23 protein-coding genes and 2 tRNA genes are annotated in these 20,043 nt (G+C 67.1%); 15 read left to right on the top strand and 10 right to left on the bottom strand.

Annotated features, from left to right (window positions below):
• Positions 1-4: 4 nt before the first annotated feature.
• From KBZ14_RS11450 to der, 3 genes are read right to left on the bottom strand one after another with little or no spacing between them, the layout of a single operon-like run.
• Positions 5-271, bottom strand: coding sequence for a PipX family protein (locus KBZ14_RS11450; protein ID WP_255118462.1), 267 nt, complete (start codon positions 269-271; stop codon positions 5-7).
• 24 nt (positions 272-295) lie between these two features.
• Positions 296-1,228, bottom strand: a complete 933-nt coding sequence (locus KBZ14_RS11445) for a CbiQ family ECF transporter T component (protein ID WP_255118461.1) — start codon at positions 1,226-1,228, stop codon at positions 296-298.
• Positions 1,229-1,259: 31 nt separating this feature from the next.
• A complete protein-coding gene (gene der, locus KBZ14_RS11440) occupies positions 1,260-2,624 on the bottom strand; it encodes a ribosome biogenesis GTPase Der (RefSeq protein WP_255118460.1) in 1,365 nt (454 codons plus the stop codon).
• A 104-nt stretch (positions 2,625-2,728) separates the two neighbouring features.
• Between der and KBZ14_RS11435 the strand changes: the two genes are divergently transcribed.
• Entirely contained in the window at positions 2,729-2,854 is a 126-nt protein-coding gene (locus KBZ14_RS11435) for a hypothetical protein (RefSeq protein ID WP_255118459.1), read from the top strand.
• A gap of 33 nt (positions 2,855-2,887) precedes the next feature.
• On the opposite strand, the gene KBZ14_RS11430 is transcribed toward KBZ14_RS11435, so the two are convergent.
• Complete coding sequence (locus tag KBZ14_RS11430) at positions 2,888-3,358, bottom strand: DUF1823 family protein (RefSeq protein WP_255118458.1); 471 nt, start codon at positions 3,356-3,358, stop codon at positions 2,888-2,890.
• A 41-nt stretch (positions 3,359-3,399) separates the two neighbouring features.
• Here KBZ14_RS11430 and dusB point away from each other — a divergent pair, with 41 nt between their 5' ends.
• On the top strand, positions 3,400-4,410 hold the full coding sequence (dusB, locus tag KBZ14_RS11425; RefSeq protein ID WP_255118457.1) for a tRNA dihydrouridine synthase DusB: 1,011 nt from the start codon (positions 3,400-3,402) through the stop codon (positions 4,408-4,410).
• Here the strand turns inward: dusB and KBZ14_RS11420 are convergent.
• Both KBZ14_RS11420 and cobI read right to left on the bottom strand, forming a co-directional pair.
• The gene (locus tag KBZ14_RS11420; RefSeq protein WP_255118456.1) at positions 4,407-5,027 is read right to left on the bottom strand and encodes a DUF4079 domain-containing protein; all 621 of its coding nucleotides are present in this window, start codon (positions 5,025-5,027) and stop codon (positions 4,407-4,409) included. The genes dusB and KBZ14_RS11420 overlap by 4 nt on opposite strands.
• Before the next feature lie 4 nt (positions 5,028-5,031).
• On the bottom strand, positions 5,032-5,796 hold the full coding sequence (gene cobI / locus KBZ14_RS11415; protein ID WP_399211133.1) for a precorrin-2 C(20)-methyltransferase: 765 nt from the start codon (positions 5,794-5,796) through the stop codon (positions 5,032-5,034).
• A gap of 56 nt (positions 5,797-5,852) precedes the next feature.
• On the opposite strand from cobI, the gene KBZ14_RS11410 reads away from it, so the two are divergent.
• A complete protein-coding gene (locus KBZ14_RS11410; protein WP_255118455.1) occupies positions 5,853-6,401 on the top strand; it encodes a 1,2-dihydroxy-3-keto-5-methylthiopentene dioxygenase in 549 nt (182 codons plus the stop codon).
• A gap of 44 nt (positions 6,402-6,445) precedes the next feature.
• Here KBZ14_RS11410 and KBZ14_RS11405 read toward each other — a convergent pair whose 3' ends face one another.
• Positions 6,446-7,060 carry a MiaE family protein gene (locus KBZ14_RS11405; RefSeq protein ID WP_255118454.1) on the bottom strand — a complete coding sequence of 205 codons (615 nt, stop codon included), beginning with the start codon at positions 7,058-7,060 and terminating at the stop codon, positions 6,446-6,448.
• Complete coding sequence (aroQ, locus tag KBZ14_RS11400; protein WP_255118522.1) at positions 7,057-7,503, bottom strand: type II 3-dehydroquinate dehydratase; 447 nt, start codon at positions 7,501-7,503, stop codon at positions 7,057-7,059. The genes KBZ14_RS11405 and aroQ overlap by 4 nt, the downstream gene beginning before the upstream one ends.
• Before the next feature lie 139 nt (positions 7,504-7,642).
• Between aroQ and KBZ14_RS11395 the strand changes: the two genes are divergently transcribed.
• From KBZ14_RS11395 to KBZ14_RS11365, 7 genes are all read left to right on the top strand, one after another.
• A tRNA-Tyr gene (locus tag KBZ14_RS11395) sits at positions 7,643-7,724 on the top strand.
• A 10-nt stretch (positions 7,725-7,734) separates the two neighbouring features.
• Positions 7,735-7,806 (top strand) — tRNA-Thr (locus KBZ14_RS11390).
• An 82-nt stretch (positions 7,807-7,888) separates the two neighbouring features.
• Positions 7,889-8,449, top strand: coding sequence for a response regulator transcription factor (locus tag KBZ14_RS11385; protein ID WP_255118453.1), 561 nt, complete (start codon positions 7,889-7,891; stop codon positions 8,447-8,449).
• 14 nt (positions 8,450-8,463) lie between these two features.
• The gene (locus KBZ14_RS11380; protein ID WP_255118452.1) at positions 8,464-10,533 is read left to right on the top strand and encodes an ATP-binding protein; all 2,070 of its coding nucleotides are present in this window, start codon (positions 8,464-8,466) and stop codon (positions 10,531-10,533) included.
• Between the two features lie 102 nt (positions 10,534-10,635).
• Positions 10,636-11,568, top strand: coding sequence for a hypothetical protein (locus tag KBZ14_RS11375; RefSeq protein ID WP_255118451.1), 933 nt, complete (start codon positions 10,636-10,638; stop codon positions 11,566-11,568).
• A 23-nt stretch (positions 11,569-11,591) separates the two neighbouring features.
• On the top strand, positions 11,592-12,977 hold the full coding sequence (locus KBZ14_RS11370) for an aldehyde dehydrogenase family protein (RefSeq protein WP_255118450.1): 1,386 nt from the start codon (positions 11,592-11,594) through the stop codon (positions 12,975-12,977).
• An 80-nt stretch (positions 12,978-13,057) separates the two neighbouring features.
• Positions 13,058-14,137: a LysM peptidoglycan-binding domain-containing protein gene (locus KBZ14_RS11365; protein ID WP_255118449.1), complete on the top strand. Its 1,080-nt coding sequence runs from the start codon at positions 13,058-13,060 to the stop codon at positions 14,135-14,137.
• A gap of 9 nt (positions 14,138-14,146) precedes the next feature.
• Here KBZ14_RS11365 and KBZ14_RS11360 read toward each other — a convergent pair whose 3' ends face one another.
• Positions 14,147-15,667, bottom strand: a complete 1,521-nt coding sequence (locus KBZ14_RS11360) for a RecQ family ATP-dependent DNA helicase (RefSeq protein ID WP_255118448.1) — start codon at positions 15,665-15,667, stop codon at positions 14,147-14,149.
• A 29-nt stretch (positions 15,668-15,696) separates the two neighbouring features.
• Positions 15,697-16,740 carry a hypothetical protein gene (locus KBZ14_RS11355; protein WP_255118447.1) on the bottom strand — a complete coding sequence of 348 codons (1,044 nt, stop codon included), beginning with the start codon at positions 16,738-16,740 and terminating at the stop codon, positions 15,697-15,699.
• Positions 16,741-16,851: 111 nt separating this feature from the next.
• On the opposite strand from KBZ14_RS11355, the gene KBZ14_RS11350 reads away from it, so the two are divergent.
• The 5 genes from KBZ14_RS11350 to KBZ14_RS11330 all read left to right on the top strand — a co-directional run bounded on the left by KBZ14_RS11350 (position 16,852) and on the right by KBZ14_RS11330 (position 19,892).
• A complete protein-coding gene (locus tag KBZ14_RS11350) occupies positions 16,852-17,061 on the top strand; it encodes a photosystem I reaction center subunit IV (protein WP_190389246.1) in 210 nt (69 codons plus the stop codon).
• Between the two features lie 134 nt (positions 17,062-17,195).
• On the top strand, positions 17,196-18,041 hold the full coding sequence (locus tag KBZ14_RS11345) for a DNA-formamidopyrimidine glycosylase (RefSeq protein ID WP_255118521.1): 846 nt from the start codon (positions 17,196-17,198) through the stop codon (positions 18,039-18,041).
• A 111-nt stretch (positions 18,042-18,152) separates the two neighbouring features.
• On the top strand, positions 18,153-18,773 hold the full coding sequence (mtnB, locus tag KBZ14_RS11340) for a methylthioribulose 1-phosphate dehydratase (protein WP_255118520.1): 621 nt from the start codon (positions 18,153-18,155) through the stop codon (positions 18,771-18,773).
• A complete protein-coding gene (mtnC, locus tag KBZ14_RS11335) occupies positions 18,770-19,498 on the top strand; it encodes an acireductone synthase (RefSeq protein WP_255118446.1) in 729 nt (242 codons plus the stop codon). The genes mtnB and mtnC overlap by 4 nt, the downstream gene beginning before the upstream one ends.
• A gap of 4 nt (positions 19,499-19,502) precedes the next feature.
• Entirely contained in the window at positions 19,503-19,892 is a 390-nt protein-coding gene (locus KBZ14_RS11330; protein ID WP_255118445.1) for a nuclear transport factor 2 family protein, read from the top strand.
• The last annotated feature ends 151 nt before the right edge of the window (positions 19,893-20,043 follow it).

Below are 20,043 nucleotides of genomic sequence, written 5' to 3'. Positions count from 1 at the left end.
GGCTTCAGATGAAGGTCTGGTCGAACAATTGTCGCCAGCGGGCATGGGCTTCGGGCCCCTCCCGGCGGGCCCGGGCCAGGTTCTGTTCAGCCAGATGGCGCGCATCCATGAGCGGCAGCACTTCAAATTGAGCGCCGCGCTCCTGCAGGGTCACCACAAAAAACATGCGCTGGGCATAGAGCGTCGCGTAGAGATCGCGCCCTTCTCCGGCTTCAGCAACGCGATACAGCAAGCCAAACGTGGGGTGGTTGAGGTAGCGCTCCGTGCTCACGGGTTCTGTTGGGAGGGATACCAATCAGAAGGCACCGTACTTCCACCGCAGTCCCAGCATCACCACCAGGCCAACGCCAACCAGTAGCTGCAGGCCCTTGGAGGACACGCCATTGCGCTGCAACTGGGCGGGTGTGATCCAATGACCGCCCCTGGCCAACAGGGATTCCGCCCCCTGCTCGGCCCGCAACAACACATTGGCCAGCAGCCGCTCCCCCAAGGCCAACACCAGGCCGAGGGAGGCCTGCCATCCCAGGCGGCGCAAGTTCACCGAGCGCGTCGCAATCGAACGCAACAAATTTTGAAATTCCTCCTGTACCAGGGGCAGGAATCGCAGCGCCAGCAACAGCGTGAACCCCAGCCGATCCACCGGCACCCCTAGGGGCCGCAGGGGCGCCATACACCAGGCGAGCGCCCACACCAGGGCCTCCGGCGGCGTGGTGAGCAGCAACAGATTGGCGCTCTGAATGAGGGTGAACAGCAGAGTGGCGCCGTTGATGCCGAGCTCAGCGGAGCGGCGCGTGATCACCAGGGGCCCGAGGGGCACCGGCCCCAGCTGCAGCGGGCCCCAGCGCAGCAGCTCCCAGGGAGTGCCGCTGCGGCTGACCGGCTCGCCACCAGGCTGCGCCGGCGCCAGGCGCAGCTCCGCCGGCGGGCGCTGCAGCTGGGCAGGGGCCACGCCCCCTGCCGGCAGCAGGGCCGACAGCACGCCCACCAGCAGGGCCAGGGCCAACAACACCGGCAGGCTCTGCCGCCAGAGGCGCCAGGGCAAGCCGCTGAGGGCGGTAACCAACAACAGCAGCCCCACCAGGGCCAGGCGCCAGCCTGGCCCTGCCAGGATCGGGGTGAGCAGAAAGGCGAGGGTCCAGGCCAGCTTCAGGCGCGGATCCAGGCTCCGCAGCCAACTGCCCGTGCCATCGACGTACTGGCCGATGGGAAGCTGCCGCAACCAATCCATCTAGGCGTATCCCTGCGACAGCCCTCGCGCCTCAGCGGCCGCGGGCCTGCTGACGCGCCAGATCCTTCTCGGCATCGCGCTCCTGCTTGCCACGCCAGAAGAGCTTGAGGGGAGAACCTTCAAAACCGAGGCCTTCGCGGATCTGCCGTTCGACGTAGCGACGGTAGGTGTCACCGAACAGCTTGGGGTCGTTCACGAACAGGGTGAAGCTCGGGGGCCGTGTGGCCACCTGGGTGCCGTAGTAAATGCGGCCCTGGCGACCACCCCGGCTGGTGGGGGGCGAACGCCAGCTCACCGCCTCACGCAACACCTCATTCACCACCGAGGTACTCACCCGACGGCGGTGTTGCTCAACCGCCACCGTGGCGATGGCAAAGATGCTGTCCACCCGCTGGCCGGTGAGGGCGGAGGTGAAGACCATGGGGGCCCAGTCCAGGAAATAGAGCATGGAGCGCAGCTCCTTCTCCATGGCCGGCATGGTGTGGCTGTCCTTTTCGATGGCGTCCCACTTGTTCACCACGATCACGCAGGCGCGGCCGTCTTCTTCAATCCGCCCCGCTAGGCGCTGATCCTGCTCGGTAACGCCATCGAGGGCATCGATCACCAGCACGCACACATCGGAGCGCTCGATCGCCTTGAAGCTGCGGTTGATGCCGAAGTATTCGGGGCCGTAGCTGACACTGCGGCGGCGGCGAATACCGGCGGTGTCGATCAGCTTCCAGGGCTTGCCCTCGCGCACGATGGTGGTGTCAATCGTGTCGCGGGTGGTGCCACGAATCGGGCTCACGATCGCCCGCTTCTCCCCGCACACCGCATTGAGGAGGCTGGACTTACCCACGTTGGGGCGGCCGATGATCGCCATCTGAATCGGCTCTTCGCCCTCCTGCTCCTCCACGGGCGGCAGATAGCCCACCACCTTGTCGAGCAGATCACCGGTGCCGGCACCGTGAATCGCGGACACGGGATAGGGCTCACCCAGGCCCAGGCTCCAGAACTCCGCCGCCATGGCCAAGCCGGCATCGGGCGACTCGCACTTGTTCACCGCCAGCAGCACGGGCACCTTCTGGCCCCGCAGCCATTCGGCGATGGATTCATCGGCCGCCGTCAGGCCCTGCTGGCCGTCGGCGATCACCACCGCCACGGCAGCTTCCGCCAGGGCCAGGTTGGCCTGCTCGCGGATCTCCGGCAGGAATTCACTGTCGTCGTCGAACACCAGGCCGCCGGTATCCACCACGCGGAAGGTGCGATCCCCCCAGTAGCCCTCCTGGTAGGTGCGATCGCGCGTCACGCCGGGTTCGTCGTGCACGATCGCCTCACGGCTCTTGCACAGACGGTTGACCAGGGTGGATTTGCCCACATTGGGCCGCCCAATGATGGCGACGACAGGAAGCGCCAAAACGGCTTATCTCAACAACTTGTCCTGTTGTCGACCCTACAGGCCAGTGAAGCCGTATTCCTTTCGAGTGTCTCGGGTCGGGACATCACGAGTCTCGCCAGGGCGTGGGGTTCTGTCTCCCTGCCTCGCCCACGCGAGCCTCCGCCATGGTGGACCTCATCACCACAATCGTGGTCGACCTGTCCGACCGGAAGCTCTACGCCTACAACCACCAACAGCAGCTGGTGTAGAGCAAGCATCCATCGATCACCATCCAGGTGTGATCAGCTGATCGGCCGATCGCCGGGATGGCCCAACACCGGATCGGCGGGCTGATCCAGCAAGGGAGGCACCGGCCCTGTAGCGGGCAGGGGCTCACCCAACTCCGCCAGGTGGGCCAGCAGCCAGTTCACCGCTGTGGCGCGGCGGGTGCGGCGCGGGTAGAGCTCGCCGATGCGGTAACCAGCGAAGCCCAGCTGCTCCTTGAGCAGTTGTTTGTGCTCCTTGGCGATGGAGCGGGTGAGCTTCACGCTGGGGGGCCGCTCGGCGATGAACTGGGGCTCGATCGGAAACGACTCCCGCCAATCCGCCCCCGTAGCCGGGCCCGCGCTCCAAGTGCCGGAACCATCGGGCCAGTACCCCAGGCGCGGCCAGATCAGCTCACACACGAAGCGATCACTGGTGCGATCAGTCAGCACCGCCTCCAGCAGCACACGGCTCAGGGGGTAGGGATCGGGCGTAGTGGCGGCTTCCACAGGGTGCTGGCGGCCTGGAGCCCCTCCAGAATGGCGCCACGATGACCAGCCCTCCCATCCCTTCGCCGGATCTGGTGCTGCCCGGAAACGGCACGGCACGGCGCCTGCGCTGCCGGGTGCTGCAATCGCCCCTAGCCGGCGTGAGCGATCGCATCTTCCGGGGGCTGGTGCGGCGCTGGGCCCCCGATGCCCTGCTGTTCACCGAGATGGTGAATGCCACCAGCCTGGAGCTGGGATTCGGGCTGCAGAAAGTGGAGGAGCTCCACCAGGAAGCTGGCCCCATTGGGGTGCAGCTGTTCGATCACCGGCCAGAGGCCATGGCCGAGGCCGCGCGGCGGGCGGAAGCCAGCGGCGCCTTCCTGATCGACATCAACATGGGCTGCCCGGTGAAGAAGATCGCCAAAAAGGGCGGCGGCAGCGGCCTGATCCGCGACCCCGATCTGGCGGCATGCATCGTGGACACCGTGGCCGCGGCCGTGCAGATCCCCGTGACGGTGAAGACGCGCCTGGGCTGGTGCGGGGCGCCCAACGCCAGTGCCGTGGCCTGGTGCCGCCAGCTGGAGGACGCCGGCGCCCAGCTGCTGACCCTGCATGGCCGCACCCGCGAGCAGGGCTTCAAGGGCCAGGCCGACTGGTCCACCATCGCCGCAGTGAAGGCAGCCCTCACCATCCCCGTGATCGCCAACGGCGATGTGAATAGCCCCGAGGATGCCCTGCGCTGTCTGGAGATCACGGGCACCGATGGCGTGATGGTTGGCAGGGGCACCATGGGCGCCCCCTGGCTGGTGGGCCAGATCGATGCGGCCCTCAGCGGCCGGCCCATTCCCCCCACCCCCGCGGCCCGCGAGCGCATCCAGCTGGCCGCCGAACAGCTCGCGGCCCTGGTGGCTGCCAAGGGCGACCACGGGCTGCTGATCGCCCGCAAACACATGGGCTGGACTTGCCAGGGCTTCCCCCGCGCACCCCAGCTGCGCCATGCCCTGATGCGCGCGCCCACCCCAGCAGACGCCCAGGAGCTGCTGGAGCGGGCACAGGAGTCGCTGATGGGCTAACCGCCAGCTCCCATCTGCCATAGGTCGCGGCTGCCGGTGATGGCCTGAACCGCCAGGAGCACCGCCATCAGCACCGCCGCACTCACGTGCAGCCGCCGCAGCCGCAGGGAGCTGGCGATCTCGGGCTTGGCCGCCATGCCAAACAGCAGTAGGCCGCAGAGCAGCCAACCGCTCCAGTAGTGGGAGCCCCAGAAAGCGGCGCCCAGGGGATTGTCGCTGAGGCGCCACACCTCCGGCTGCAGGCCCAGGGCCAGCAGGGCGAACCAGCAGAGCAAGGCAAAGGCAGCCCGCAGGCCCGGCGCCTTCACCCACCACAGGGCCAGACAGCTACCCAGACAGCCCGCCACCACTGCCAACAGGGGCAGCAAGCGCACCACGGGCACCGCGTGCACCCCGTAGCTCCACACCAGGGCGATCAGCACCGCCACCACCGTGCCGCTGGTCACCCAGCGGCCGTGGTCGGCGTGTTCCACCGGCACTAGGGCGGGCTGCTGGGTGATGCCCAGCCGCTGCTCGCGCACCAGGATCCCCAGCCGGATCGTGGCCCCCACCACCGGGTACACGAACAGGATCATCAGTACCGGGTGCAGCAGGGCGAACCAGTGGGCAGGTGTCATGGGCTCAGGGCAGCACGTCCGGCCAAACCTGCCGAATCAACAGGAGTGAAAAGTAGGGCTGCTCGTTGCCGGGCACCTCGGCCGCAGGCGCCAGCAGCTGGTCGGGCCAGCCCACCCGCTGGGCGAACAACGCCGTTGCCAACAGGCACCGGGCCTCCAGGATCGGCCGCACCCAGGCCCAGCGGTGCCCCAGCTTGAGAAGGGCCAGCACCATGGCGGTGTCCCGGGCGTTGTCCAGCAACGCCTCCATCTGCGCGGGGGTTTCAGGGGTGGGGCGCACCAGCAGGGCGTCCTGCTGCAGGGCCAGCGGCCAGCGGCCAGCCGCGGCGGCGGCAGCCACCGCCGTGATGCCAGGGATTACCGCCACCGGGCAGGTGGGATGCCGCTCGGCCAGGGCCAAGAGGGCATAGGAGGCGCTGGCGAACAGGGAGGCATCGCCCTCACACAGCAGCACAACGGCCTGGCCGGCCGCCACCTCGGCGGCCAGGGCATCGGCAGCGGCGTGCCAGGCGAGCCGGCGCGGTTCCGCCTCGCTCACCATCGGGAACAGCAGCGGCAGCCGGCGCTGATCGGGGCGAATCCAGGGGGCCGCAATGCGGGCCGCCATGCCCTCCGACTCCGGTCGCGCCACGGGGTAGGCCACCACCGCCGCCGCCCCGATGGTGCGCACGGCCGCCACGGTGAGCAGGTTGGGATCCCCAGGCCCCACACCCACCAAGGTGAGCCCAGCCTGCAGTGCCGGGGCTCTCAGTGGATCGGCCGAGCTCACGCGGGGGGTCACTGCAGGCCCCTTTCTAGGGTGGAGCAGCTGTGCGGATCGGCCCGATGAGTCATCTGCAGATCTTTCCGGCCATGGCCGCTGAAGATCCAATTCCAACCCTGGCCAGCAACGATCCCAGCCTGATCGCCGAAGCCCTGGCGGAACGGGGCATCGGCTTTGAGCGCTGGGAAGCCCCCGTGAACCTGGCTGCCGATGCCGACCCCACCGCCATCCTGGCCGCCTACGCCGCCCAGATCGCGCGGGTGCAGGCGAGCGGCACTTACCCCACGGTGGATGCCATCCGGATGACACCGGAGCACCCGGAGCGGGCGGCCCTGCGCCAGAAATTCCTCTCCGAGCACATCCACGCGGAAGATGAGGTGCGCTTCTTCGTGGAAGGGCGCGGCCTGTTCTGCCTGCACATCGGCGAGGAGGTGCTGCAGGTGCTCTGCGAAACAGGCGACTGGATCAGCGTGCCCGCCGGCACCAAGCACTGGTTCGACATGGGCAGCGCTCCCCAGTTCTGCGCGATCCGCTTCTTCGACAATCCTGAGGGCTGGGTAGCCCAGTTCAGTGGCGATCCCATCGCCCAGCGGTTCCCGCTGCTGGATTGAAGAGTGCTGGGGAGGATTCCCAGGCTCGGTTTCGGCTGGCAGACCTAATCGGCCAGTCCCACCGAATGCATGCGGACCTCCTCCGGGTTCAGCAACACGCCGCTCAGTGCCTGCGCCTCCACAGCCGCCAGCTCCTGCAGCCGCGCCACGGTGGCCTCGCGCCCGTAGCGCTCTTCGCAGAGCAGCCAATAGAGGCCGAAGTGGCGGGCTTCACTGGCTAGCAGGTCGGCGTAGAGATCGCGCAGCTCCGGCTCCAGGCTGTGGGCCGCCAGCAGCGCCATGCGTTCATGGCTGCGGGCCTCAATCAAGCCGGCCACCAGGAAGGAATCCAGCATGCGGTGGGGCTCACCCTTGCGAACCGCCGCCGTGAGCTGGGCCCCATACCCGGGCGCGGGCAGCGGCCTCAGGGCCATGCCGCGCCGCTGCAGGAGCTGCAGCACCAGCTCAAAGTGCTCCAACTCCTCCCGAGCCAGTGGGCTGAGCGCCGCCCCCAACCCTTCATCGGAGGGGTAGCGGAACATCAGCTGCAGGGCCACACCAGCCGCCTTGCGCTCGCAATGGGCGTGATCGATCAGCACCAGATCCGGCCGGGCCTTGGCCTGCTCCAGCCAGCTAACACTGCTGGGGGCCACCAGCCACTTCACCCGGGCGGTGCTCATGCTGGGGCCTGGGCGTGCAGGTGGGCCACCAGCCCCTCAAGGGCCAGGCTGTAGCTGGTGGGGCCGAAGCCACCGATCACCCCCACGGCCCTGTCGGCCAGAAAGGAGTGGTGCCGAAAAGGCTCGCGGGCGTACACGTTGCTCAGGTGCAGCTCCACATAGGGAATGGCCACCCCCAGCAGGGCATCGCGCAGGGCCACGGAGGTGTGGGTGAACGCTCCGGCGTTGATCAGGATGCCGTCCGCGGCGGCGCGGGCCGCATGGATGCGGTCCACCAGGGCGCCTTCATGGTTGCTCTGGAAGCACTCCAACTCCACCCCCAAGGCTCCGGCCCGCTCGGCCAGGGCCGCCTCGATCTGGGCCAGGGTTTGGGCGCCATAGAGCCCAGGCTCCCGCAGGCCCAGCAGGTTGAGGTTGGGACCGTTGAGCAGCAACACGCGCATGGATTGCACCGGCGGGAGGGATTGCACCGGCGAACCGGACGCCACTGCGGTCGATCGTAAAGAGAGGAGCCAAGGCCCGCTCCCCCTGAGTTCTGCGGGGGGCCGCCAGGCCGGCTGGTAAATTCTTGGGGTGTGGTTCGGGTCGGTGCCCGAGTGGTTAATGGGGGCGGACTGTAAATCCGCTGGCTCTGCCTACGCTGGTTCAAATCCAGCCCGGCCCACCTTCCACATGCCCTTGTAGCTCAGCGGTAGAGCACTCCCTTGGTAAGGGAGAGGTCACGAGTTCAAGTCTCGTCAAGGGCTTTCAAATCATGGCCATCCCTCAGAGCAAAAGGCCAAAGTTGTGGGTACGTTCCATTGTGATGGCACGTACCCAGAGCGGCCCTTGCGCTGTCTGATCGTCGAAGACCAGCTGATGTTCCTACAGCTCCTGCGCTCGATGCTTCAGGCGCTGCCGGGGATCGAGATCAGCGCCGTGGCCAGCAGCCAAGCAGAGGCCCTGGCCTACTGCCAGACCGACCCACCCGACCTGCTGCTCCTGGATCTCTCCTTGCCGGACGGGGATGGCATTGCCGTGGCGGACAGCCTCGCCCAGCTGAATCCCAGGGCCCAGCTGGTGGTGCTCTCCGGCCAGGCCTCCAGCTTCATCTGTCCGGCACACCTGCAGCCCATGGTGCGGGGCGTGGTGGACAAGACCGCCGCCTTCAGCACACTCCAGCAGGTGATCGCCACCTGCCTGGACCAACCGAAGCCGCAACTCACCCCGCGGCAACAGCAGATCTACGGCCTGATCGGCCAGGGACTGAGCAACAAGGAGATCGCCCGGGCCACCGCCCTCACCGTGGCCACCGTGGAAACCCACCGCAAGGCCATCGCCCAGAAGCTGGGGGTGCGGGGTGCCGAACTGATCCGGCAGGCAGCCCTGTTGGGCGAGCTCAGCCCATAGCCTGGAGACGACCGATGAACGCCTGGCCCCAGCGATTGGGAAGCAGGCTGGGCCTGGCGACCGGGCTGCAACTGCTGCTGGTGGCAGGCAGCCTCAGTGGCCTCACCTATGCGCTAGGCCAGCGCAGCGGCCTGCAGGTGAGCGAGCTCTATCGGCGCAATGCCTCGATCCGGGAGCTATCGGAACGGCTCTCACAGAAGCTCAGCTTTCCTCGCACCATCAACGATCTCAACCTGCTGGAGGTCACCACCAACCCCGAAACCCTGAAGGATTTCAACCATCTCAGCCAGGTGTTCTGGCGCCAGATGCAGGTGTTTCCCGTGCCCTACATCAACTACGGCAGCGCCGGCGGCGAGTTCATCGGCATTGAACGCACCGATGACGGCCAGCTGCTGCTGAATGAAGACACCCCAAAACTGGGCCGTGGAACCCTCGGCGTTTACGCCATGGAGCGCAACGGCAAGCGGGGGAAGCTGCTGGAGACGATCCCCGGCATGAACGCCTTCCACGAGGAGGCCTGGTACGCCGACACAGTGAAATCCGGCAAGCCCACATGGAGCTCGATCTACTCCTGGGAGGACAAGCCGGAGATCTTCTCGATCTCCTACAACGCGCCGATTTATGGACCGGGCCAACGCTTAATCGGCGTGATTGGGGTGGACATGGTGCTCAGTCAACTGAGCACCTGGTTGCAAGGCGTGTGGCGATACCGCGATGGCCTGGCTCTGATCGTGGAGCCCGACGGCAGGCTGGTGGCCAGCTCAAGGCCCAGCTACACCCTGGAGCGCGTCAATGGCCGCTTGGCCCGCGCCGCCCTCCAGAACGTGAAGGATCCCCTGGCCCAGGAGCTCCGGCGCGCCTTCTTTGAAGCGCACCCGGCGGAACCGCAGGCCCTGCGCACCACCGATCCCGAACGGGTGCGTGTGGGCAGGCATTCCTATGTGATCGAAGCCAGCCCCTGGGGACGGCAAGAAGGGCTCAACTGGCTCCTGCTCACCGCCATCGCTGCCGATTCCAGGGCCACCAACAGCGAGCGCGATGCCTGGGTGGCCCTGGCCGCCACCAGTGCAGCCCTGGCGGTAGCTCTGTGGGTGCTGAACCGACTGATCCGCTCCCTGCTCCTGCCCCTCAGGCAACTGCAGGGCGCTGCCCAGCAGGTGAGCCAGAGCCTCGAGGATCAGAACCCCCAGGCCACCCTGAGCCTGCAGAGCCAGCTCGGCCGTGATGCCGGCGAGGAGATGGCCAGCCTGGAGGCCTCCATCAGCCAGTTGGTGGCCCGCTTCAACACCCTCACCGGCGAACTCCGCCAAAGGGAAGAGAGCTTGCGCCAGTTGATGGAGCGCGAGCGCTACCGCGATGCCCAGACCCTGGCCCTGCTGAAGGACAAGCTGCGCAGCAGCCTCGAGGCGGCCGCGGTGGCCCACGAAATCAATCAGCCCCTCAGCGTGCTGCTGCTCAATAGCCAGCTCTTGCTGGAGCGGGCCCGGGCAGACGACGGCCGTGAACTCCCCGCCGCCTGGCGCGAACAACTCCACAGCATCCGGGACGAAGCCAACCGGGTGGTGGTGACCATCGAAAAGATGCGCAGCCTGCTGCGCAACGTGCAGACGGAGCACCAACGGCTCGACCTGCGGGCCGTCGCGCAAAGTGCCGTGCTGTATGCCCGCACCGGCACCGCCGCCGCCCGCCTCGGCATCGACAGCTCGGACCTGGATCAGAACCCAGCGGCACCAGCCTGGATCGAGGGCGACGCCGCCCAGATCCAGATCGCCATCGTGAACCTGCTGCGCAATGCGGCGGAAGCCGTGGCGGGGAGCACCACCAGCGCCCCATGGATCGGCGTCAGCCTGCAACGGGAGCAGCAGCAGTGGCGGCTCCAGGTGGCCGATAACGGCCCAGGCTTCCAGGGCGATGCCACCGTGGTGCACCCGCTGCACACCACCAAGAGCAACGGCAGCGGCCTGGGGCTGTTTGTGGTGCGCACCACCATGGAGAACCACCGCGGCAGCGTGGAACTGGGCACGAGTGCAAAGGGTGGAGCCCAGGTGGACCTGGTGTTTCAGGCCTTCACCACCACCGGCTGACACGGCCTACCCACCACTGGGCATTGATTCAGTGCATTAGTGCATGCACTCTTGGCATATCCCCCTCACGGGCCACAGCGGCTCCCAGTCGGCCCGATCGCCATGCCCGACATCCTCCTCGACGGGATCCCCGTGATCGATCTGCTGGAGATCACCCCCAGCACCCAAGAGGTGGCACTCCAGATCAAGCGCGATCAGAGCTCCGTGTCGCGCATTTACCGGCAGGTGAGCACCCGGCTGGGCCTCAATTTCGCCAAACAGCCCGACGGCCAGTACCGGGCCCTAGGCGACCACACCCTGCTTCAGGATCTGCGGCGTTCGTCGCAGCGGCTGCGGATCCACCAGGCGCCAGAGGATCTGCGTTGGGTGGGCTCCCCCTGGAACCGCGCCATCCAAACCATGACAAGCGATCGGCATCCGCCGGCCCTGGAGCGGCCCTGGTTTGGGGAGCAGCGCACCCTGGTGCTGCTGGAACAGCACGTGCTGGATCTGGCGGTGGTGTCGGTACTGGATCTGCTGCCCACGGCCCCCCTGAACACCGCCACCCTCCGGCAGAGGCAGCCCCTGGCCCTGGGGAACCTGGTGGCCCTGCCGCTGGTGCAGTACGAGCTGGCCGTCACCACCCACCCCCGGCATCCCCTGCAGCAGACCATCGATCTTGGCCCCGCCCGGTTTGCCGCCTATCCCTCCCTGGCCGCCAATCCAGCCGACTTTCCCCACACCAGCAGCGCCCTGCGGAGGCTGGGGCTCTGGCGCACACCCCACACCATCACCCGCTACACCTGGCAGCAGTGGGAGGGCAGCTGCAGTGATCAGCGCCACCTGGTGGTGACCCACCCGATCGGCCGGGCCTGGCTCCAGCCGCACCTGGAGTTAGCCCCACTGCCCTATGCCACCGGGATCATGGATGCCGATGTGATCCTGGTGCAGGCCGATCTGCTCGCCCATGCAGCCATCACACACTTGATCCAGGCGATCCAGCAGGCCTATCGGCAGCACTACCGTCACCTCACCGACCTGAGGTGGCTGCTCTGAACCCACCCAGAGCCCCAGCACCCATGGTCTCCAGCCCAACCCAGCCACCGATCACCGCCCTACGCCAACCGGTGAGCGACGGGCTGACACGCCCGCTGGCCTGGCGCCTGGCCCAGCTGGAACGACTGGAGCGGGCAGTGCGAACCCATGGCGATGCGGTGCTGGCCGCCCTCGCCCACGACCTGGGCAAGCCACCGGTTGAGGCCTACTTCGAGCTGGTGGCCGTGCAACAGGAGATTCAGCTCAGCCGCCGGGAGCTGCGGCGCTGGATGGCCCCACGCCGGGTGGGCGTGCCCCTGAGCCTCCAACCCGGCTCCGCGGAGGTGATCAGCGAACCCCTGGGCTGCGTGCTGATCATCGGCCCCTGGAACTACCCGTTCCACCTCTGCATCCAACCGCTGGTGAGTGCCCTGGCGGCGGGCAACACCGCCGTGCTGAAACCCTCGGAACAGGCACCGGCCACCGCGCAATTGATCGCCGATCTGATCACCACCGCCTTCCCTCCGGACACCGTGCAGGTGGTGCTGGGTGATGGCCACACGGCCCAGGCGCTGCTGCAGGAGCGGTTCGATCACATCTTTTTCACAGGCGGCGAGAGGGTGGGGCGGCTGGTGATGGCCGCCGCGGCCCAGCACCTCACCCCGGTGACCCTGGAGCTGGGGGGGAAAAGCCCGGCCGTGGTGCTGGCTGACGCCGACCTGACAGTGACGGCGCGGCGTCTGGTGTGGGGCAAGGCCCTCAACGCCGGACAAACCTGCATCGCGCCCGACTACCTACTGGTGCAGGAGGGGATCCGCGAGCCCCTGATCCGCCTGATGCAGGAGCGGCTCACGGCCTGCTTCGGCAACGATCCCCTCAACTCCCCCGACCTGGCCTCGATCGTGAACGCCAGCCAGTTCCAACGCCTGTCGGGGCTGCTGGAGGGCGCGCGCCAACGGGGGCAGATCCTCTGGGGGGGCCAGAGCGATGCCGGTCGGGGCCGCATCGCCCCCACCCTGATCGCGGTGGAGAGTCTCGACGACCCCCTGATGCAGGAGGAGCTGTTCGGGCCGCTGTTGCCCGTGCTCTCCATCCCCAACCTGGGGAGCGCCATCAGCCTGATCAACCAGCGGCCCAAACCCCTGGCGCTCTATCTCTTTTCCAGCCAGAGGGCAGCCCAGGAGCAGCTACTGCAGGGCACCAGTTCCGGTGGGGTGTGCTTCAACGACGTGATCATGCACGTGGGGGTACCAAACCTGCCCTTCGGGGGAGTGGGCGCCAGCGGCATGGGGGCGTACCACGGCAAAGCGGGCTTCGACACCTTCTCCCACCAACGCGCCGTGCTGCGGCGTCCCTTCCGCCTGGATACCCCTTTTCGCTACCCGCCCTACGGCGACCGGTTACCGCTGCTCCGCCGCCTGCTGGGCTGAATTGAATTCAGTGCCTCCCGGGGACTGGCGCAGCCCTCGGATCTCCTTAATGTTCAGCCCATCGCCCACCCACTCCCTCCATGCGCCGCTCCGCTGCCGCCCTGGTTCTCGCCCTGCTGCTGCCCCTGCCGGGCCTGGCCGGCGAGGTGGTGGTGAAGCCTGGCGAAACCCTCTCCGAAATTGCCGAGCGCTACGGCGTTTCCGTGCAACGGCTGATGCAGCTCAACGGCCTCAAGGATGCCAAGGACCTCTGGGCCGGCAGTCGCATCCAGGTGCCGGGTGCCGGTAGTGCCAGCCCCGGCCGCACCGGCGGCAGCGGCGGCAGCGGCGGTGCAGGCAACTACACGGTGAAGCCCGGCGAAACCCTCTCCGAAATTGCCGAGCGCTACGGCGTTTCCGTGCAGCGCCTAATGCAACTCAACGGCCTCAAGGACGCCAAGGATCTCTGGGCAGGCAGTCGGATCCAGGTGCCGGGACCGGCCAGCACGGCGCGCGCCACTGCCGCCAAGCCCGCGGTGAACCGCAACGCCAAGGAGCACAAGGTGATGCCGGGTGAGACCCTCTCGGAAATTGCGGATCTCTATGGCGTGCCCATGGAGCGGCTGGCCGGCCTCAACGGCCTGGCCAAACCCAATGCCTTGATGGCCGGCTCAACCCTGAAGCTGCGCACGGCCACCGCGCCGAAACCGGCCGCCAAGCCCGTCGCGGTGAAACCCGCCGCGGCCAAACCCGCAGCCCCTAAACCAGTGGTCGCCAAGCCCGTGGCCGCCAAACCAGCCGTGAAGCCTGCCGTTCAACCAACCGTCCAGCCCGTGGCCGCCAAGCCGGTGGTGCAGCCCACGCCGCAGGTCCAACCGGTGGCCATTGCCCCCAAGCCCGCCGCGGCGAAGCCGGTGGCCGCCACCGCCAAGCCCAGCACCCCCGACTGGCGCAGCTACGGCCCCCTGCAGGTGGACTGGGCGAACTGGCAGCCCATGGGCGGCAGCTTTGTGGCCCCCAGCCTTAACAGCGATGGTCAACCCCTCTACCTGGCCATTAACTGCAGTGCCCGCCGGCTCAATGCCACCGGTCAGTCCGGCACCTGGAAGAGCTGGGATGCCCCCCAGAGCGACTTTGAAGAGCAGTTGATCACCGATCTCTGCAAGGCCAAACAGAGCTGATCAGGCTGATCAGGCGGCGAGTTTCAGGGGCCAGGGCTGGCGCAGGAACCGGCGACCCGCCGGCTTGAGCCAGAGCCGCTGGCTACCGTCATCGCTCTCGCTGATCAGCTCTTCCTGCACCAGCCGCCGGGCCAGCCAACGCCAGCGGTCCACCTCCGCACCTTCAGCGGAGGCGAGGTCGTCCCCGAGGCTGCGCAGATCCGTGCCTCTGCGTTGCTCCAGCAACTCCAGCACCTGGCCCACCTCCTGAGACCAGTCCACCAGGGCAGGCCTGGAGAGGCAGCGATCGCAGCGGCCGCACGGGGGCACCAGCTCCCCCACAGCCAGCAGCAGTGCCTGCTCGCGGCAGCCCGGCCCCTCGGCCACCGCCTCCATGCGGCGGAGCTGCTGCTGGGACAGCTCCAGGCGTAGGGGATCGGGTGTGGTCTCGCTCCCCTGCTGGCCCGCGGACCGGATTGCCCAACCGAGGCTGGTGCGGTCGTCGGGGTCGAACAGCACCAGGCAGCGGGCCGGCAACCCATCCCGCCCGGCCCGGCCCGATTCCTGCAGATAGCCCTCGGCACTGGCGGGCAGATCCAGGTGCAGCACAAGGCCCACGTCCGGCCGATCCACCCCCATGCCAAAGGCCACGGTGGCCACCAGCACCGGCGCAGGATGCTCCTGGAAATGGGTCAACGAGAGGGAACGACTCTCCGGATCCATGCCAGCGTGATAGGCGATCGCCTCGATCCCCGCTTCCGAGAGCCGCTTGGCCCAGCTTTCTACCGAGCGACGGGTGCGGGCGTAGATCAACACCGCACCGCGGGCCAGGCCCAGGGCCTCCAACACGTCCGGCAGGGGATCCTTGGGGCGCCGCCGCATGGCATAGGAGAGGTTCTCCCGCCGGGCCGAGCGCACCTGGATCAACGGCCGCCGCAACTCCAGCATCCGAATCAGATCAGCCCGAACCCGGGGGGCAGCCGTGGCACTGAGGGCCACCAGGGGAACGCCCGGGCAGAGTTGCCGCAAGCTGCCGAGCCGGCGGTAGTCCGGGCGGAAATCGTGGCCCCAGGCGCTGATGCAGTGGGCCTCATCCACCGCCACCGCCACCAGATGTCCCTCGTCCTGAATCTCCTCCAGCAGGCGCCGGGTGGCCTCCACCCGCAGGCGCTCGGGTGCCAGGTAGAGCAGCCGCAGGCGGTTCTCGCGCACCCGCTCCAGCAACTGCCGCCGTCGTCCCGGATCCAGACCCTGATGCAGGCAGGCCGCAGGAATACCGCGGCGCTGCAGGTGCAGCACCTGGTCTTCCATCAGGGCAACCAGAGGTGACACCACCAACACCAGCCCCTCCCGCACCAGGGCCGGCAGCTGATAACACAGGGATTTGCCAGCCCCGGTGGGCAGAACGGCCAGGCAGTCCCGACCCTGGAGCATGGCCTCCACCACAGGCCGCTGGCCAGGCCGAAAACTGGGCCAGCCGAAATAGCTGAGTAGGGCCTGCTCGAGGGGATCGGAGCTCGCGTCAGGCGCTGGTGTGTTGGCGCGCCCCACCGTTCACCGCTGCTGCTCCTGGCGCGACCTTAACCGGCCTGTCCCACCACGGGGATAGGCGGAGCCTCCAGCTGATCCGGCGATTCCTCCACCAGCTGCAGCCTCACCCGCTTCCCACCGGCCAGTTCCCCGAGGGACACCCGCAAGGTGCTGCCACTGAGGGTCTGCAGGGCATTGAGCAGCTCCCGCAGGTGGGGGGTACTGCTGCCGCTCTCCACCCAGAGGCGCTCCTGCAGCCCCCCCAGGCGACGCCAGCTGGTATGCAACTTGAGCACGGCACTTTCCAGGGCCTGGGCCTGGCCCACCGCGTCCGCCAGCAACCCAAGGGCATCGAGCCGCTGAGCCTCCTGCATGGCCTTGGGGAGGTCGAGTTCCCCCTGCTGGAAGGCCCGCACCGCCAGGCCCGCTTCAGCGGCCTTGCTGAGCCAGCGGGCCGTGCTGGTCACATCCTTGACCCGCTCTAGCTCAGGCTCCTCGCGCAGCACCTTGCGCAGGTCGTCCTGCTGATCTTCCGGCAGTTTGGCCAGCTCTTTCACCAGGGGGGCCACAGCCCGCGGGGGTAGCAGGTTCTCAGCCGTGCGCTGGCGGATCTCCTCCGGCAGCAGGGGGCTGGTGGCGGCCGTGAATTCATCGGTGAGCTGACGCACCTGCTTGCGGGTGATCTGCTGGCCCTCGTTAGCGGCTTCGCCGATCATCAACTGCACTTCAGGGTCGGCCTGGGCCGTTTCCATGAAAGCCCGCTTGGAGAAGTTGTTCACGCTGGTCTGCTCGATCACCCCCTCACCGAGCATGGCGTCGGCGGATTCCGCCAGCTGAATCAGGGCATAGGCGCGGGTCTTGCTGATCTCCTGCTCCCGCAGCCACTGCAGGAAACCACCGCCCCGGCCCTCGCCGCCGCGGCGTTCCCGATCGCGCACGGCCTTGAGAATGCGCCCTCGCCAGATCTCGGTCTGGAGATCGAAGCGGTCGCACACCGCCCAGGCCTCCTCAATGCGGGCGAGAAACTCCATCGAGCTGATGGTGTCGCTCTCGGGATCTGGCAACTCGAGGCTGAGGGCCGGGGCCTCGGGCATGGGAGCTCTGGAACAGGGAGGTCGATGGTGCCACGTTTCGTGACGGCTGGCGGCTAGGCCCGTCGAGGGCGGGTACATTCGCTCTGACAGCCACACCTCATCAGCGCAGCGATGGCCATCTCCCGCGGCGACAAGGTGCGCATCAAGCGTCCTGAGTCCTATTGGTTCAACGAAGTCGGCACCGTCGCTTCGATCGACACCTCCGGTATCCGCTACCCCGTGGTGGTGCGCTTCGAGAAGGTGAACTACAACGGCTTCAGTGGTTCTGAAGGCGGCATCAACACCAACAACTTCGCCGAGAGCGAACTCGACAAGGCCTGATCCCACGGGCACGTCTGAAATCACCCCAGGTGACCCCCATCCCCGGCCTGGAGTCCAGGCCGGGGATCTTTGTGAAGAGGCCCCATGGGCTGCATGGCAGCCTGGCGGAACCCCATGCGCCACCTGGCCAGCCTTTGCCCGAACTGCCTGAGGTTGAAACCGTTCGCCGCGGCCTGGAACGCCAGGTGGTGGGCTTCGAGATCGCCCGGGTCGAGGTGCGGCGGGCCAGGGCCATTGCCGCTCCCCCAGAGCCTGTGCTGTTCTGCGCGGCCCTAGAGGGCTGTCGCGTAGAAGCCTGGAAACGGCGTGGCAAGTACCTGCTCGCGGAACTGAGCCAGGAGGGCCAAGACGCCGGCCATTGGGGAGTGCACCTGCGCATGACCGGCCAGTTCCTCTGGATGACGGATGCGCAGCCGCCCTGCTCCCACACGCGCGTTCAGATCTGGAATCGCAACGGCCAGGAGCTGCGCTTCGTAGACACCCGCAGCTTCGGCGAGATGTGGTGGGTGCCCCCCGGTGCCCCCCTGGAATCCGTGATCACCGGGCTCAAGAAACTCGGCCCAGAGCCCTTCAGCAACGCCTTCGATCCCAGCTATCTGAAATCGAAACTGGCAGGATCCATCCGCCCGATCAAGAACGCCCTGCTGGATCAGGCCCTGGTGGCTGGAGTGGGCAATATCTATGCCGATGAGTCGCTGTTCATGAGCGGCATTGCCCCGCACACCCCCAGTGGCCGGATAGGCCGCCCAAAACTGGAGAGGCTGCACGCCGCGCTTGTCGAGGTACTGGAAACCAGCATCGGCGTGGGCGGTACAACCTTCAGCGACTTTCGCGACCTCACCGGCACCAACGGCAACTACGGCAACGCGGCCTGGGTGTATCGCCGGAGCGGCGAACCTTGCCGGCTCTGTGGCACTCCCATCCGCCGCGACAAGCTCGGTGGGCGCAGCAGCCACTGGTGCCCCAGTTGCCAGAGCTGAACAACCCTCACCCCCCCTCGCGTCCCGGAAAGCGCACCGCCGCATCCCACAATGCCCTCAGACACGCGCCCGCCTGTGACCGAGGCCCTGGCCCCTAGCCTCACGGCCGCCATGGCGGAGATCCATCGCCGTGGCTGGTGCGACGGCACCGGCGGCAATTTCAGTTGTGTGGTGGAGCGGGATCCCCTGCAACTGCTGATGGCCCCGAGCGGGGTGCACAAGGGTCGGGTGGCCCCAGCAGATCTGATCAGCGTGGACCAGCGGGGCCAGGTGATTGCTGGCACCGGCAAGGCCAGCGCTGAAACGGCCCTGCACCTGGCAATCATCACCAGTTGCGACGCCGGGGCCGTGCTCCACACCCACTCCCAAGCCGGCACTCTGCTGTCGAACTGGGTGATCCGCAGTCGTACAACCAGCAGCGACCCTGGCACAGGGGAACTCGTGGTGGCCGATCTGGAAATGCTGAAGGGGCTGGAGGGCTTCCGCACCCACGCCACGGAGGCCCGGATTCCGGTGCTGGCCAATGATCAGGATCTGCCGCGACTGTCGATCAAAGCGAGGCTCCACCTCAGCGATGCGCCCCATGGGTTGCTGATCGCCGGCCATGGTCTCTATGCCTGGGGCCGTGATCTCGACACGGCCATGCGACACCTGGAGATCCTGGAGTTTCTGCTGGAGCAGCGCTGGCGGGAGCTGCTACTGGAGGCCATGCTCCAGGGAGCTGCACGATGACGCCTCTAGCCCCAGAGATCACCCACCTCCTGCTGGACATCGAGGGCACCACCTGCCCGGTGAGCTTTGTGGCCGAGGTGCTGTTCCCCTATGCCCGGGCACGACTGGCCAGCTACTGCGAGGCGAACGCCCATGATCCGGATCTACAGGATCTCGTTGAAGCCGTTGATCAGGCCTGGGCTAGCGACACCCACCCAGAGGCCATGGCACTGCGAGTTAGCCGGGGCGAGGGAACGGATGTGGTGCCCTATCTGGAGTGGCTGATCGACAATGATGTGAAACTCACTCCCCTCAAGGACCTGCAGGGCCGCATCTGGGAGGCCGGCTACAGCCAAGGCGACATCGTGGCACCCCTGTTCCACGATGTTCCCGCCGCACTCAAGCAGTGGCACCACCAACAGAAAGTTCTGGCGGTGTACTCGTCAGGGTCGGTGGCGGCTCAGCAGTTGCTTTACGGCCACTGCCAGGCAGGAGATCTCCGCGGGCTGTTCCGGCACTGGTTCGACACGCGCACCGGGCCAAAACAGGTGCCCGGCAGCTACACCGCCATCGCCGCCGCCATGGGGGCTGTGCCAGCCCAGGTGCTGTTCATCAGCGACTCGTTGGCGGAGATCACGGCCGCCGCAGAAGCGGGTATGGCAGCGCTCTTCAGCGACCGTGAGGGCAATCCCGGGCGCGATGCAGGCTTGTTTGAGAGGATCAGTGATTACAGCCAGATCACCTGAGCCGATGTCTCCCACCGATCGTGATCGCGACATCCTGAGCCTGAACCAGGCCATGCTCGAGAGCGTGGCAAAGGGCGACTGGAGAAGCTATGCAGCCTTTTGCGACGACGACCTGAGCTGCTTCGAAGCGGAAACCAACGGCGTGCTGGCGGAAGGCCTGCCGTTCCATCGCTACTACTTCGAGCTGCCCGCTGATAGCAACGCCAATCCGGTGAATGTGTCGATGGCACGCCCGCACCTGCGTTGGCTCAGCGAAGACGCCGTGGTGTTGAGCTACACCCGCCTTACCCAACGCCTGGCCGGTGGAGAACCGATGACGACCAGCTGCTGCGAAACCCGCGTCTGGCAGCGCCAAAACGGCACATGGAAGCAGGTGCACGTGCATCGTTCTTGACGGAATCGGCAGGGCTGATCCCGCCAACAAAAAAGCCACCCCTAGGGGTGGCTTTTCTATCTCTCCAGCAGCAGGCTTCAAGCCAGTACTACTGGTAAAGGGCTGACACACTGGTCAGCGGAGCAAATGTTTTACCTGGCATCGAGCTATT

This window comes from Synechococcus sp. HJ21-Hayes, from assembly GCF_024345835.1.
In the GTDB taxonomy this organism is placed as follows: domain Bacteria; phylum Cyanobacteriota; class Cyanobacteriia; order PCC-6307; family Cyanobiaceae; genus Vulcanococcus.
Note: the sequence above shows the minus strand (reverse complement) of the source record. Positions and strands in the feature narration are given on the sequence as shown.